A 15133-nucleotide genomic window follows, 5' to 3' on the forward strand; every position below is an offset into this window, starting at 1 on the left:
CCGGTTCGACCCGGGTCCTCTGCCTCCTCGGGGTCCTGACCGCCGTGGGCCTGATGCCCTGGCTCTCCGGCAAGGACCCCGCCCTCACGGTGCTCCGCGCCCGCTCCGCCGAGCAGGAGCCCACCAAGGAGGCCCTGGACGCCGTACGCGAGGATCTCGGTCTGGACGCCGGCCCCCTGTCCCTCCTGGGGAGTTGGGCGTCCGACCTGCTGCACGGCGACCTAGGCACCTCCTGGGTGTCGGGCACCGACGTCCTGCCGTCGGTCGTGTCCGGGCTCCAGGTGTCGCTGGGGCTGATGGGCGCGGCCTTCGGGGTGGCGGTGCTGCTGGCGTGCGCGCTGGTGGCGCCCGTGCTGCTACGGGGGCGCAGGTCGGCCGGGGCATGGGCCGCGATGCTGGCCGCGATGCCCGAATTCCTGCTGGCCACCGTCGCGTTGCTGGTGTGCGGGGTGTGGCTGGGCTGGCTGCCGACGTCCGGCTGGGCGGGGCCCGAGTACATGGTCCTGCCCGCCGTCGCCCTGGGCGTCCCGGCGGGCGGTCTGCTCGGCCGTCTGGTCGCGGACGCGCTGCCCGCCGTGCTCGACGAGCGGTGGGTGGAGCTGTGGAAGGGCGCGGGAGTCGACCGCAGATACATCGCGGTGGCCGCCCTCAAGCGCGTACTGCCGCCGCTGGTACCGCAGTTCGGGATGGTCGCCGTCGGCCTGACCGGTGGCGCGGTCCCCGTGGAGACGATCTTCGCCGTGCCCGGCATCGGGCGTACCGCACTGGGCGCGGCCAAGTCGCAGGACCTGCCGCTGCTCCAGGGCTCGGTGCTCGCGCTGCTGGCGCTCGGCCTGGTCATGGGTGCCGTCGCGGCTCTCGTACGACGCCGGCTGCTGGGCCCCGCCCTGCGCGACGCCGGGCTCGCCCTGCCCCCGGTCCGCCCGGTCCGCGCGCACCCGGCGGTCCCGCTCGCCCTCGGCGCCCTGCTCACGGTGGCGATCGGCTGGGGCCTGCTGCGCGACCCGTACGCCGTGAACACCGCCGCCCGCCTGACCGCCCCCTCCTGGTCCCACCCCCTCGGCACCGACGGCCTCGGCCGCGACGTCCTCGCCCGGCTCGGGCACGGCGCCGCCCCGACCGTCGGCACGGCGGCCGCCGTCTGCCTGCTCAGCCTGCTGGTCGCCCTGGCCCTCGGCTTCCTGCCCGGCGTCGCGGCGGGCGCGGCGGACATCGCCAACGCGCTGCCCCCGGTGATCGTCGGCATCCTGGTAGCGGCGGCCGCCGGACCCGGCACGGGCGGCGCGGCCCTCGCGGTCGCACTGATCTCCTGGCCGCCGCTGGCCGCCCACGCGGCGGCACTGGTCCAGGAGGTACGGGCGTCGTCCTTCCTGACGGCCCAACGGGCCATCGGCGCGACGCCGTTGTGGATCCTCACCCGGCACGTACTGCCGTCCGTGGCCGCGCCGGTCGCCCGCCACGCCCTCCTGCGCCTGCCCGGCATCGCCCTCGCACTCGCGTCCCTGGGCTTCCTCGGCCTGGGCGCCCAGCCACCGGCGCCCGAGTGGGGCCTCCTGCTGGACGAGTCCCGCGCCTACGTCGAACGCGCCCCCTGGGCGGCCCTCGCCCCGGCGGTCGCGCTGGCCCTGCTGGCCGGTCTCGCGGTGTCGGGAGCGGCGTACGCGCAGGGCAGGAAAGCCGCACGTGTGGTGAAGAAGGAGGCCCCCGTTGGAGTCTGAGGCACTGCTCTCGGTACGCGATCTCCGCATCGCCTTCGCCGGGGTCGAGGCCGTGCGCGGCCTGTCCTTCGACGTCCGTCCGCGCGAGGTCCTCGCCCTGGTCGGCGAGTCCGGCGCGGGCAAGTCCCTCACGGCCCGCGCACTGCTGGGGATGGTTCCGGAGGACGCGACAACGAGCGGGACCGTGACGCTACTCGGCGACACCGACCTCGCCGCCCAGCGCGGCCTCCATATCGCACTGGTCCCGCAGGACGCCCTGTCCGCCCTCTCTCCCGTGCACCCCGTCGGCGACCAACTCGCCGCCGCGGTGCGGTCGGTGGCCCGCGTCTCCCGCAAGGAGGCCAGGGCGAGGGCGGTCGCCGCCCTGGACCGCGTCGGCATCCCGGACGCCGCCCGCAAGGCTCGCGCCTACCCGCACGAGTACTCCGGCGGTATGCGCCAGCGCGCGGTCATCGCGATGGCGACGGTCAACGAGCCGGACGTCCTCGTGGCCGACGAGCCGACCACCGCCCTCGACGAGGAACGCCGCGACCAGGTGTTGCGGGTGCTCGGCGAGCAACGCGAGGCACTGGGAGCGGCGCTCGTCCTGGTCACCCACGACATGGACGTCGTACGAGACCACGCGGACCGCGTCCTGGTGATGTACGCCGGGCGCCTCACCGAACTCGGCCCGGCGGACGCGGTGCTGGGCCGCCCGCGAGCCCCCTACACGGCGGGCCTGCTGGCCTCACTACCGGAGCACGACGCCCCCCGGCGCCGCCGCCTCCCCGCCCTCCCGGGCACCCCGCCCGCCCCCGGCACCCTCCCGCCGGGCTGCGCCTTCGCCCCGCGCTGCCCGCTCGCGGCGGACCTCTGCCACCGCGAGGAGCCGGAGCCGCAGGAGGTGGAGGGCCACCTGGTCGCCTGCCACCACTGGGCCGAACTCCCCCACCCCGCCGTCGACTTGTTCCAGGAGAAGCAGCATGCCTCTTCTTGACGTCCGCGACCTCGTCGTCCGCTACGGGGCCGTCACGGCGGTGGACCAGGTCTCCTTCTCCCTGGAGCCCGGGGAGACCCTCGCCCTCAACGGCCCGTCCGGCTGCGGCAAGTCGTCCACGGCACTGGCGGTACTCCAACTGCGCCGACCCGAGAGCGGCGAAGTGCACTTCGAGGGCCGGGAGTTGACGACACTCCCCGAGAGCGACCTCCGCCCCCTGCGCCCGCGCATGCAGCCGGTCTTCCAGGACCCGTACGGCTCCCTCAGCCCCCGCCACCGCATCCGCGACGCGGTGGCGGAACCTCTGAAAATCCAGGGCCGCTGGAACGCCGACGACGGCCCCGCCCGCGTCGCCGAACTCCTCGACCGGGTCGGCCTCGACCCGGCGTACGGCGACCGCCATCCCCACGAACTCTCCGGCGGCCAGTGTCAACGCGCCGGAATCGCCCGGGCATTGGCCTCCGACCCACGTCTGCTCGTCCTCGACGAGCCGGTGTCGGCCCTGGACCCGTCGGTCCGGGCCGGCGTGCTGAACCTGCTCGCCGACCTCCAGGACGACCTGGGCCTCGGCTACCTGTTCATCTGCCACGACCGGGCGGTCGTACGGCACTTCGCGGACCGCGCGCTGGAGATGCGGGCCGGACGGATCAGCTCTCCACAGCCCGGCTCTTCGTAGCCCCGGCGATCACCTGACGCAGCCCCTCGGCAAGCTGCTCCGCACTGGGGGGGCCGGTCGGACTCGCCGGCGCTGGTCCTGGTCTCGTGCGGTGTCCTCGCCGTCGGAGGCGTCATCGTGATGTCCCAGATCATGGACCTCGCGATGGGCACCGCCCCGGTGGAGCGGGCGGGCTCGGCGTTCTCACTGATGGAGACGGGCGGGGCCGTCGTCGGCGCGCTCGGGATGGCGGTGCTCGGCTCGATCGGTACGGCGATCCACCGCCACGAGATGCCGGGCTCGGCCCCGGCCGCGGCTCACGAGACGCTGGGCGGGGCGCTGGCCGTCGCCGACCGGATGCCGGGCCTGGCGACGACGGCACGGGAGGCGTTCACCAGCGGGATGCAGGGGGCGGCGATCGCGGGGGCGGTGCTGCTGGCGGGGACGGCGGGGTTGGCGGCGGTGACGTTGCGGGGGGCGGCTGCGGGAGCCGGTTGAGGCGCTGGAGGAGGAGAAGGTCTGCGTCTGAGAAGGGGCGGGGCACGAAAAGACGCCGGGCGGACTGAGGGTCTCTCAGTCCGCCCGGCGTTCACGTGCAAGGGGGCGGAGCCCCCAGGGACGGCAACCTCAGACGAGGTTCACGGCACGAGCAGACGTCGCGCCGATCTCCTCGGCAACCTCGGTAAGAACCCCGGCAGGCACCGTGTCATCAACGGTCAGCACCGCAAGCGCCTCACCCCCGGCAACGGCTCGCGACACCTGCATCCCGGCGATGTTGATGCCGGCCTCGCCGAAGATACGACCCACCGTGCCAACAACACCCGGCCGGTCCTCGTACCGCAGCACCACCATGTGATCGGCAAGCGCGAGGTCCACGTCGTAGTCACCCACGGCCACGATCTTCTGCAGATGCTTCGGCCCAGCCAGCGTGCCGGACACCGACACCTCCTCGCCGCTCCCGAGCGTGCCGCGCACAGTCACGACGTTACGGTGATCCGCCGACTCCGAGCTGGTGGTCAGCCGCACCTCGACGCCACGCTCCTGAGCGAACAGCGGGGCGTTGACATACGACACCGTCTCGTCGACGACGTCCTCGAAAACACCCTTGAGGGCAGACAGCTCCAGCACCTTCACATCGTGCTGGGTGATCTCGCCGTACACCTCGACGTCAAGGCGGACAGCGACCTCACCGGCAAGCGCGGTGAAGATCCGGCCGAGGCGCTCGGCAAGCGGCAGCCCCGGCTTGACGTCCTCGGCGATGACCCCGCCCTGGACGTTCACAGCGTCCGGAACCAGCTCACCGGCCAACGCGAGCCGCACGGACTTCGCGACCGCGATACCCGCCTTCTCCTGCGCCTCGTCCGTCGAGGCACCCAGGTGCGGAGTGCTCACGACCTGGTCGAACTCGAACAGCGGGGAGTCCGTGCAGGGCTCCTTCGCGTACACGTCGAGACCGGCACCGGCGACCCGGCCCTCCTTGAGGGCGGAGTACAGCGCCTCCTCGTCCACGATCCCGCCACGCGCGGCGTTGACGATCCGCACGCTCGGCTTGACCTTGCGCAGCGCCTCGTCGCCGATCAGACCGAGGGTCTCGGGGGTCTTGGGCAGGTGGACGGTGATGAAGTCGGAGACCTCGAGCAGCTCGTCCAGCGACAGCACCTTGACGCCCATCTGCGCGGCCCGAGCAGGCTGCACGTAGGGATCGTAGGCGACGACCTTCATACCGAAGGCGGACATGCGCTGAGCGACCAGCGCACCGATCCGCCCCAGACCCACGACACCCAGGGTCTTCTCGGCGAGCTCCACACCCGTGTACTTGCTCCGCTTCCACTCGCCGTTCTTCAGCGCGGCGTTGGCCTGCGGGATGTTGCGGGCGGTGGCGAGCAGGAGACCGCAGGCCAGTTCGGCGGCGGTCACGATGTTCGAGGTGGGGGCGTTGACGACCATCACGCCGGCCTTGGTGGCGGCGGACACGTCGACGTTGTCCAGGCCGACGCCGGCTCGTGCGACGACCTTCAGCTTGTTCGCGGCGGCGATCGCCTCTGCGTCGACCTTGGTGGCGGAGCGGATCAGGATCGCGTCCACGTCGGCGATGGCGGGGAGCAGTTCGGCTCGGTCCCCTCCATTGCAGTGGCGGATCTCGAAGTCCGGCCCAAGCGCGTCGACGGTTGCAGGCGACAGCTCTTCAGCGATGAGTACGACAGGTTTCGAGCTCACGTGAGTCCTCACATGTCCAATGCGGACGGCCGTCCCGACGGCCGCATGCGGTGGAGGGGTGCTAGCCGCGTGGAAGACGCACGACACTGTGGGCCTGACGCGTATGTTATACGGCAGTGTAGTGCCGCGGCGGAGGTCGTCTTACGCCTCCACGGAAGGATCACCCGGACGAGAGAGGTCCGGCTGCGGCACCGATTCCGCAGCCGGACCCGTGACTCAGGCGTCCTCGTCGTTGACCCAGCTCATGAGCTTGCGCAGCTCCTTGCCGGTGGTCTCCAGCAGGTGCTCGGAGTCCGCGGTCTTGTACTCGTTGTACTTCTTCAGACCGCCGTGGTACTCGTCCATCCACTGCTGGGCGAACGTGCCGTCCTGGATCTCCGCGAGGACCTTCTTCATCTCGGCCTTGGTGGCGTCGGTGATGATCCGCGGGCCGGTGACGTAGTCGCCCCACTCGGCGGTCTCGGAGACCGACCAGCGCATCTTGTCCAGGCCGCCCTCGTACATGAGGTCCACGATCAGCTTCAGCTCGTGCAGGCACTCGAAGTAGGCGATCTCCGGCTGGTAGCCGGCCTCGGTCAGCGTCTCGAAGCCCGCCTTGACCAGCGCCGCGGTGCCACCGCAGAGGACGGCCTGCTCACCGAACAGGTCGGTCTCGGTCTCCTCGGTGAAGGTCGTCTTGATGACGCCGGCGCGGGTGCCGCCGATGCCCTTGGCGTACGACAGGGCCAGCTCGAAGGCGTTGCCCGAGGCGTCCTGCTCGACGGCGGCGATGCACGGAACGCCGCGGCCCTCCTCGTACTGGCGACGGACCAGGTGGCCCGGGCCCTTCGGGGCGACCATGCAGACGTCCACGCCGGCCGGGACCTTGATGAAGCCGAAGCGGATGTTGAAGCCATGGCCGAAGAACAGCGCGTCGCCGTCCTTCAGGTTGTCCTTGATGGACTCCTCGTAGACCTGGGACTGGATCGGGTCCGGCACCAGGATCATGATGACGTCGGCCTCGGCGGCGGCCTCGGCCGGGGTCACCACGCGCAGGCCCTGCTCCTCGGCCTTCGCCTTGGACTTGGAGCCCTCGTGCAGACCGACACGCACGTCGACACCCGAGTCACGGAGCGACAGCGCGTGGGCGTGGCCCTGGCTGCCGTAACCGATGACCGCGACCTTGCGGCCCTGGATGATGGACAGGTCGGCGTCGGCGTCGTAGAACAGCTCGGCCACTTTGGGTTCTCTCCTTGAGTGCAGGTGTTGCGTCCCACCGTATGACGGCAGGGGGAAGTGAAGGTCGGGGGTCTCGGAATACGGGCGGTCGGTGTCACCCGACCGCCCGAACACGCCGTTATGCGGACCGGTCGAGGGCGCGCAGCGACCGGTCGGTGATCGAACGTGCACCACGTCCGATCGCGATCGTCCCGGACTGGACGAGCTCCTTGATGCCGTACGGCTCCAGCATCTTGAGCATCGCCGACAGCTTGTCGCTGCCGCCGGTGGCCTCGATGGTGACGGCCTCCGGGGAGACGTCGACGGTCTTGGCGCGGAACAGCTGGACGATCTCGACGATCTGGGAGCGCGTCTCGTTGTCGGCGCGCACCTTCACCAGAACGAGTTCGCGCTGAACGGCCGAACCGGATTCCAGCTCGACGATCTTCAGCACGTTGACGAGCTTGTTGAGCTGCTTGGTCACCTGCTCCAGCGGGAGGTCCTCGATCACGTTCACCACGATGGTGATGCGGGAGATCTCGGGGTGCTCGGTGACGCCGACCGCGAGCGAGTCGATGTTGAAGCCGCGGCGGGAGAACAGGGCGGTGATCCGGGCGAGGACACCTGGCTTGTTCTCGACCAGGACGGAGAGCGTGTGCTTGGACATGTCTCTTGGGTCTCTCTCGCTCAGTCGTCTTCGTTGTCGCCGAAGTCGGGGCGGACGTCCCGGGCGGCCATGATCTCGTCGTTGGAGGTGCCTGCGGCGACCATCGGCCACACCATCGCGTCCTCGTGGACGATGAAGTCGACGACGACGGGGCGGTCGTTGATGGAGTTGGCCTCTTCGATGACCTTGTCGAGGTCGTCCGGGGACTCGCAGCGGATCGCGTAGCAGCCCATGGCCTCCGACAGCTTCACGAAGTCGGGGACGCGGGTGCCGGCGCTCGGCTGCTTGCCGTCGGCGTCGGGGCCGCTGTGCAGCACGGTGTTGGAGTAGCGCTGGTTGTAGAAGAGGGTCTGCCACTGGCGGACCATCCCGAGGGCGCCGTTGTTGATGATGGCGACCTTGATCGGGATGTTGTTCAGGGCGCAGGTGGTGAGCTCCTGATTGGTCATCTGGAAGCAGCCGTCGCCGTCGATCGCCCAGACCGTCTGGCCCGGGGCTCCCGCCTTGGCGCCCATCGCGGCCGGGACCGCGTAGCCCATCGTGCCGGCGCCGCCGGAGTTCAGCCAGGTCGCGGGCTTCTCGTACTGGACGTAGTGCGCGGCCCACATCTGGTGCTGGCCCACGCCCGCGGCGAAGATCGTGCCCTCGGGGGCGAGTTGCCCGATGCGCTCGATGACCTGCTGCGGGGACAGCGAGCCGTTGTCGGGCTGGTCGTAGCCCAGCGGGTACGTCTCGCGCCAGCGGTTCAGGTCGTGCCACCAGGCGCTGTAGTCGCCCTGTCGGCCCTCGGCGTGCTCCTTCTGCACAGCCTGGACCAGGTCGGCGACGACCTCGCGGGCGTCACCGACGATCGGCACGTCGGCGGCGCGGTTCTTGCCGATCTCCGCCGGGTCGATGTCGGCGTGGACGATCTTGGCGTACGGGGCGAAGCTGTCCAGCTTGCCGGTGACGCGGTCGTCGAAGCGGGCTCCGAGGGCGACGATCAGGTCGGCCTTCTGCAGCGCGGTGACGGCGGTGACCGCACCGTGCATGCCCGGCATTCCCACGTGCAGCGGGTGGCTGTCGGGGAATGCGCCGAGCGCCATCAGGGTGGTGGTGACGGGCGCTCCGGTGAGTTCGGCGAGGACCTTCAGCTCGGCGGTGGCGCCGGCCTTGATGACGCCGCCTCCGACGTAGAGGACGGGCCGCTTGGCCTGGGTGATCAGCTTGGCGGCCTCGCGGATCTGTTTGGCGTGCGGCTTGGTCACCGGGCGGTAGCCGGGCAGGTCCATGGTGGGTGGCCAGGAGAAGGTGGTCTTCGCCTGGAGGGCGTCCTTGGCGATGTCGACCAGGACCGGGCCGGGGCGGCCGGTGGCGGCGATGTGGAACGCCTGCGCGATCACCCGGGGGATGTCCTCGGCCTTGGTGACCAGGAAGTTGTGCTTGGTGATCGGCATCGTGATGCCCACGATGTCCGCCTCCTGGAAGGCGTCCGTGCCGATCGCCTTGGAGGCGACCTGCCCGGTGATCGCGACCATCGGCACGGAGTCCATGTGCGCGTCGGCGATCGGGGTCACCAGGTTGGTGGCGCCGGGGCCCGAGGTCGCCATGCAGACGCCGACCTTGCCGGTGGCCTGCGCGTAACCGGTGGCGGCGTGGCCGGCGCCCTGCTCATGCCGGACCAGGACGTGGCGGACCCGGGTGGAGTCCATGAGCGGGTCGTACGCCGGGAGGATCGCACCGCCGGGAATGCCGAATACCGTGTCGGCGCCGACCTCCTCGAGAGAGCGGATGAGGGACTGCGCACCCGTGACGTGCTCGGGGGCGGACTGATGTCCTCCGGATCGGGGCCGCGGCTGCGGGTGATGGGCCCCGGTGGCCTGCTCGGTCATCGGCATTCTCTTCTCGATGCTGAGGGTTTTTGCGAAGTTCGTGCGGTGTGCGGCTGTTGTACGGCAGGTGCCTGTGCAACAAAAAACCCCTCGTGCCAAAAGGCAAGCGAGGGGAGCGCGCCGGGTGGGGTCGCTGGGAGTTCCGGGTCCGTCCGGACGTCACCAGCTTCAGCCGACGCGCTTTCCAAGTACGAGAATTCGGGTGCGCATGGCACTGACCCTCCCCCCGGCACGCACTCACTGTCAAGTGGGTGGGACGGGAGTCTCATTATGTGAGCGAAGGGCGCTTCCGCCTCCAAAGACGGCGGGCACACCACCGGTGTACACCCCCGCGCCACCCCCCGCGAACGCGGGCTCGACCGGCCCGTGCGGCACCGGATAGTGGCCGGAACTCAGCGCCCGGCGCAGCCGGTACTCGTCCAGCGGACCGGAGAACGCACCGCCCTGTCCGTGCGTGCACCCCATCGCCCGCAGCGCCACCACCTGCTCCGGCAGATCCACGCCCTCGGCCACGGACTGCAGCCCGAGGTCGGTGGTGATCCGCAGCAGCCCGCTGGTGATCTTGTGCAGCCGCGCGGACTCGACGACGCCCTCGACCAGAGAGCGGTCGAGTTTCAGTACGTCGACGGGGAGCCGGCGCAGTGCCGTGAGCGCCGCGTATCCGCTGCCGAAGCCGTCCAGCGTTGTCCGGACGCCGAGCCGGCGCAGAGCGCTCAGACGGCGCTCCAGCTCGTCCAGCGAGACGCGTGGGTCGATGTCGGACAGCTCGATGACCAGCGATCCGGACGGCAGTCCGTGCCGGGTCAGCAGGGCCTCGATCGAGCCGAGCGGCATCGAGCGGTCCAGCAGACGCCGGGCGCTCATCCGGACGGCGACCGGTACGGCGAGACCGGTCGCGGTGCGTTCGGCGGCCTGTTCCACGGCCTCCTCCAGCATCCAGCGGCCCAGCTCGGCGGCCTTGTCGCTGTCCTCGGCCACCCGCAGGAACTCGGCGGGCGTGAACAGCACGCCCTGCGAGGACCGCCAGCGCGCCTGGGCGGCGACCGACGTGATCCGGCCGTCCTCCAGACACACCACCGGCTGGTGCAGCAGCGCGAACTCGCCGTCGTGCAGCGCGGCACGCAGGCGCGTGGCCAGCTCCGCCTTGCGTACGACGTCCTGCTGCATCTGCGGCTTGTACAGCTCGACGCGGCCCTTGCCGCCCGCCTTGGCCCGGTACATGGCCAGGTCGGCGTTGCGCAGCAGTTCGCCCGCGCCGAGGCCGGGCTCGGCGAAGGCGACGCCGATGGAGGCGTTGACCCGGACATCGTTGCTGTCGATGAGGTACGGCTGCGACAGCGTGATCCTGAGGCGGTCGGCGAGCTCCAGGATGTGGCGCTCCCGGGCGGCGCGGTCCCGGGTACCGTCCCCGGCGATCAGTGCCGCGAACTCGTCGCCACCGAGCCGGGAGGCGGTGTCGCCGTGCCGGACCGCCTCCTGGAGTCTGCGGGCGGCCTGGACGAGCAGTTCGTCCCCGGCCTGGTGCCCGATCGTGTCGTTGACGGCCTTGAAGCCGTCGAGGTCGATGAAGAGGACGGCCGTGCCCCGCAGGGCGGCGCGGTCGGCGGCGCGGCGGCCGGACAGGGCCTGCTGGACGCGCTTGGTGAACAGGGCGCGGTTGGGCAGGTCGGTAAGCGGGTCGTGCTCGGCGTTGTGCTGGAGCTGCGCCTGGAGCCGCACCCGCTCGGTGACGTCGCGGCTGTTGAAGATGAGGCCGCCGTGGTGACGGTTGACGGTCGACTCGACGTTGAGCCAGCCGCCGTCGCCGGACCGGAAACGGCACTCGATGCGCGTAGTGGGTTCCTCGAGCGGGCTGGCGGCGAGGAAGCGGCGCACCTCGTGCACGACGCAGCCCAGGTCCTCCGGGTGGATGAGATTGGCCAGTTCCGTACTTACCAGCTCCTCCGCGGGACGGCCGTAGACCCCGGCGGCGGCCGGGGAGACGTACCGGAGGATGCCGTTGGGTGCGGCGATCATGATGACGTCGCTGGAGCCCTGCACCAGGGAGCGGAAGTGGTTCTCCTTCTGCGCCAGTTCCTGGGTGAGGGTGATGTTGTCGAGCAGCATGATGCCCTGGCGCACCACGAGGGCGAGCACCACGGTGCCGCCGGTGATGAGCACGACGCGGTCGACGCTGCGGCCGTTGAGGACGTTGTAGAGGATCCCCAGGGTGCAGACGGCGGCGGCGAGGTAGGGCGTGAGAGCGGCCAGTGAACCGGCGATCGGCCGGGTGGCCGGATACCGGCTGTGATCACCGCCCTGCGCGGGCTGGTGGTGGTGCGTGTGGGGCCGCTGTCCCGGCAGGTGTTCGTGCACCACGCGCGTGTGCCCGTCGTCCTCGGCCTGTCCGTGCCGCGGCGCGGCCCAGGGGGCGTACGCGAGGAGCAGCGAGCCGGCGAACCAGCCCGCGTCGAGCAGCTGGCCGGAGCGGTAGTTGTCGTGCAGCAGCGGTGAGGTGAACAGGGCGTCGCACATCACGGTCAGGGCGAGCGCGCTGATCGCGGTGTTCACCGCCGCGCGGTTCACCGACGAACGCCGGAAGTGCAGCGCGAGCACCATGCTGATCAGCGCGATGTCGAGCAGCGGATAGGCGAGCGACAGCGCGCTGTGCGCCACGTTCGACCCCTCCGACTTGGCCGCCTGCGCGAGGGCAAGGCTCCACGACAGCGTGAGCAGGGAGCCGCCGATCAGCCAGGCGTCCAGCGCCAGGCAGCCCCAGCCGGCCTTGGTCATCGGCCGTTTGGCGAGCACCAGGAGTCCCACGATGGCGGGCGGCGCGAAACACAGGAAGAACCCGTCGGCGTACGAGGGGCTGGGCACGGGCCGGCCCAGGACGACCTCGTACCACCCCCAGACCAGATTGCCGAGGGCCGCCATCGCCGAGGAGAGGGCGAACAGCAGCCAGGCGGGTCGAAAGCGGATACGGCGGCTACGGGCGTAGTGGAAGCAGGACACGGCGGCGGTGCCCGCCGCGGCGCTCAGCCCGAAGTCGCCCATGATCAGCGCGACTTGGTCCGAACCCCAGCCGAGCGCGGAACCGACGGCGTATCCCGCGCACACCAGGGCCAGGACGAGCTGGGGGACCAGGACGGACCCGCCGCCTCCCGAGAAGGACGGACGGATCTTCGGCATCATCCCCGGCGAAGGCTGCGCCCGCAGCGCTCCGTCGAGGGTGGTCGTGGGAGAAGAGGGCGAGCTCACCGGACCCTCCCGGTCCGCGCCGCTCCCCGGTCCCGCGAGTCCCGGTGCGCTGGGTGCGCATGCCTCCCGCGGCTGCTGTGCCTGCGCTGGTGATGGCTGTGCCGGCAGCCGTGGCCGGTGTGGTCACCGCGTCTGCGCGCGGCCGTACGCCAGGGTCGCCGTCGGCGGCCCCGCCGCGTCGGATCGTTCGTCCATAGGCCGTGCATCGCCCGTCGCCCCCCTCACAGTCTGAAATGTCCATCCCCGGCGCCGAATGGTGCGTGGCGCAGCCCCTGTCGGGACGATACACCAGTCTCGTCACTCAGGGACATAGCTCCTCTACGCTCCGTGACGACCAGCGACGATGCGAGTACGGACCGCTTCCGGAAGGTTGCGGAGGGTACTCGAAACGGATTACGTGCCTGTTGTGTGCCGCGCGCACGCCACGCGCGCGACGGCGTCACGCGTGCGTTGTGCCCGTCGTAAGGATCACGTTGCGCAGCGGCTCCCGGTTCACGAAACGGTGCAACTGGTCCACCAGCAGGCGCTTGGCGCGCGGCAGGAACGCGGACGTCGGCCCGCCGACGTGCGGGCTGATGAGCACGCCGGGCGCCTGCCACAACGGGTGTCCACGGGGCAGCGGTTCGGGATCGGTGACGTCGAGGGCGGCGGTGATGCGGCCGGTCTCCAGTTCGGCGAGCAGCGCCTTGGTGTCGACGACGGGGCCGCGGGCTACGTTCACCAGGAGCGCGCCGTCCTTCATACGCGCCAGGAACTCGGCGTCAACCAGGTGGCGGGTGGTTTCGGTCAGCGGTGTGGACAGCACGACGACGTCCGCCTCCGGGAGCAGGGCGGGCAGTTCGGTGAGCGGATGCACCGGACCGCGCGCCGTGGTGCGCTCGGAGCGCGCGACGCGCGCCACCCGCGCGACCTCGAACGGAACGAGCCGGTCCTCGATGGCGGCTCCGATCGAGCCGTAGCCCACGATGAGGACGTTCCTGTCGGCCAGCGCGGGCCGGAACCCGTGCCGCCACTCCCCCTGGTCCTGGCCCCGGACGAAGTCGGGGATGCCGCGCAGCGACGCGAGGATCAGCGTCAGCGTGAGCTCGGCGGTGCTCGCCTCGTGCACCCCGCGCGCATTGCACAGCCGTACGCCCGGACGCAGGTGCTTCAGCCCCGCCTCGACGTGGTCGATGCCTGCGGACAGGGTCTGCACGACCTCCGCGGAGCTCATCTCGGGCAAGGGGCGCTGTCCGAGTTCGGGGGCCTTCATGTAGGGGACAACGTAGAACGCGCACTCGGCCGGGTCCGCGGGGAAGTCCTCGGCACCGTTCCAGAAGCGGTAGTCAAGGCCTGCGGGAAGGCCGTCGATCTCTTCCGGCGGGATGGGCAGCCACACGTCAGCAGTCATGCTCAGGAGGCTATGTCAGGCGAACAGGTGTGCAGAGGTTAGGTTGGGGTGCCGGAAGAGGGAGGGTTACGGCCAGGTGGAGCGCAGGACGATCGGCGCGGCGGCACTCGCGGTGGGAGCCGTCGGACTCGGGTGCATGCCGATGAGCTGGGCCTACAGCGCGTCGCGGCAGCGGGGTGAGGAGTCGCTCAGGGCGGTGCACCGGGCGCTCGATCTGGGCTCGACCCTGCTGGACACCGCCGACATGTACGGTCCCTTCACCAACGAGCTGCTGCTGGGGCGGGTGTTGAAGGAGCGCCGCCAGGAAGCCTTCGTGTCGACCAAGGTGGGTCTGCTCGTGGGCGAGCAGCACGTCGTGGCCAACGGCCGCCCCGGGTACGTGAAGCGGGCCTGCGACGCCTCCCTGCGCCGTCTCCAGACGGACGTGATCGACCTCTACCAGCTGCACCGGGCGGACCCCGAGGTTCCGGTCGAGGAGACGTGGGGCGCGATGGCGGAGCTCGTCCAGGCCGGAAAGGTACGGGCGTTGGGCCTGTGCGCGATGGGTGCGCGGGGCGGCCGCCGCAACGGGGCGCGTCTGCACGACGCGACGATCCGCCAACTCCAGCGGGTGCAGCAGGTCTTCCCGGTGAGCACGGTGCAGGCGGAACTGTCGGTGTGGTCCCCGGAGGCCCTGGAGTCGCTGCTCCCCTGGTGCACAGCACGCCGCGTCGGCTTCCTCGCCGCGATGCCCCTGGGCAACGGCTTCCTCACCGGCACCCTCACCCCCGGCGAGGGCTTCGAACCGGACGACGTCCGCGCCCGCCACCCCCGCTTCACCGCGGAGATGATGGCGGCCAACCAGCCGATAGTGGCCGGTTTGCGCCGCATCGCGACCCGACACGGCAACGAGGTCACGCCCGCTCAGGTGGCCCTGGCCTGGGTCCTCGCACAGGGCCCCGACGTGGTCCCGGTACCGGGCACCAAGCAGGAGCGCTGGGTAACGGAGAACGCCGCCTCGGCGGCACTACGGCTGACACCGGAGGACCTGACCGAGGTGGCGGAGCTGCCCGGGGCGCAGGGGTCGTGGGACTGAGACGGGGGCGGGTTCCCTGAGCATGGGGCGGGTGAGGGTGACCGCCGCCGGGTCGGAGGCGGGACCACCCAGGCACGCGTGCGGCGACGCTGAAGACCGGCAGGGTCCGGGACGCTGAGGACCACCG

10 protein-coding genes and 1 pseudogene are annotated in these 15133 nt (G+C 71.0%); 5 read left to right on the forward strand and 6 right to left on the reverse strand.

The window, feature by feature from the left end; translation table 11 throughout:
- Window positions 1–53: 53 nt before the first annotated feature.
- From AQJ91_RS28220 to AQJ91_RS28235, 4 genes and pseudogenes are all read left to right on the forward strand, one after another.
- Window positions 54–1718, forward strand: coding sequence for an ABC transporter permease subunit (locus AQJ91_RS28220; RefSeq protein WP_107122558.1), 1665 nt, complete (start codon window positions 54–56; stop codon window positions 1716–1718).
- Entirely contained in the window at window positions 1708–2694 is a 987-nt protein-coding gene (locus AQJ91_RS28225) for an ABC transporter ATP-binding protein (RefSeq protein ID WP_067027083.1), read from the forward strand. Before AQJ91_RS28220 ends, AQJ91_RS28225 begins: the two co-directional genes overlap by 11 nt.
- Window positions 2681–3370, forward strand: a complete 690-nt coding sequence (locus AQJ91_RS28230; protein WP_067027085.1) for an ATP-binding cassette domain-containing protein — start codon at window positions 2681–2683, stop codon at window positions 3368–3370. The genes AQJ91_RS28225 and AQJ91_RS28230 overlap by 14 nt, the downstream gene beginning before the upstream one ends.
- A 57-nt stretch (window positions 3371–3427) precedes the next feature.
- Window positions 3428–3878, forward strand: a pseudogene (locus AQJ91_RS28235) (MFS transporter); the annotation flags it as partial.
- Between the two features lie 98 nt (window positions 3879–3976).
- Here the strand turns inward: AQJ91_RS28235 and serA are convergent.
- The 6 genes from serA to AQJ91_RS28265 all read right to left on the reverse strand — a co-directional run bounded on the left by serA (window position 3977) and on the right by AQJ91_RS28265 (window position 13931).
- On the reverse strand, window positions 3977–5566 hold the full coding sequence (serA, locus tag AQJ91_RS28240; RefSeq protein WP_067027089.1) for a phosphoglycerate dehydrogenase: 1590 nt from the start codon (window positions 5564–5566) through the stop codon (window positions 3977–3979).
- Window positions 5567–5782: 216 nt separating this feature from the next.
- Window positions 5783–6784, reverse strand: a complete 1002-nt coding sequence (ilvC, locus tag AQJ91_RS28245; RefSeq protein WP_067027092.1) for a ketol-acid reductoisomerase — start codon at window positions 6782–6784, stop codon at window positions 5783–5785.
- A 118-nt stretch (window positions 6785–6902) separates the two neighbouring features.
- A complete protein-coding gene (gene ilvN, locus AQJ91_RS28250; RefSeq protein WP_067027094.1) occupies window positions 6903–7430 on the reverse strand; it encodes an acetolactate synthase small subunit in 528 nt (175 codons plus the stop codon).
- Window positions 7431–7450: 20 nt separating this feature from the next.
- Window positions 7451–9307, reverse strand: coding sequence for an acetolactate synthase large subunit (locus AQJ91_RS28255; protein WP_067027096.1), 1857 nt, complete (start codon window positions 9305–9307; stop codon window positions 7451–7453).
- A gap of 237 nt (window positions 9308–9544) precedes the next feature.
- Window positions 9545–12541, reverse strand: coding sequence for a putative bifunctional diguanylate cyclase/phosphodiesterase (locus AQJ91_RS28260; RefSeq protein ID WP_067027097.1), 2997 nt, complete (start codon window positions 12539–12541; stop codon window positions 9545–9547).
- Window positions 12542–12980: 439 nt separating this feature from the next.
- On the reverse strand, window positions 12981–13931 hold the full coding sequence (locus tag AQJ91_RS28265) for a 2-hydroxyacid dehydrogenase (protein ID WP_079085237.1): 951 nt from the start codon (window positions 13929–13931) through the stop codon (window positions 12981–12983).
- A gap of 76 nt (window positions 13932–14007) precedes the next feature.
- Between AQJ91_RS28265 and AQJ91_RS28270 the strand changes: the two genes are divergently transcribed.
- Entirely contained in the window at window positions 14008–15006 is a 999-nt protein-coding gene (locus AQJ91_RS28270) for an aldo/keto reductase (protein WP_067027101.1), read from the forward strand.
- Window positions 15007–15133: the final 127 nt, after the last annotated feature.

This window comes from Streptomyces dysideae, assembly GCF_001514305.1.
In the GTDB taxonomy this organism is placed as follows: domain Bacteria; phylum Actinomycetota; class Actinomycetes; order Streptomycetales; family Streptomycetaceae; genus Streptomyces; species Streptomyces dysideae.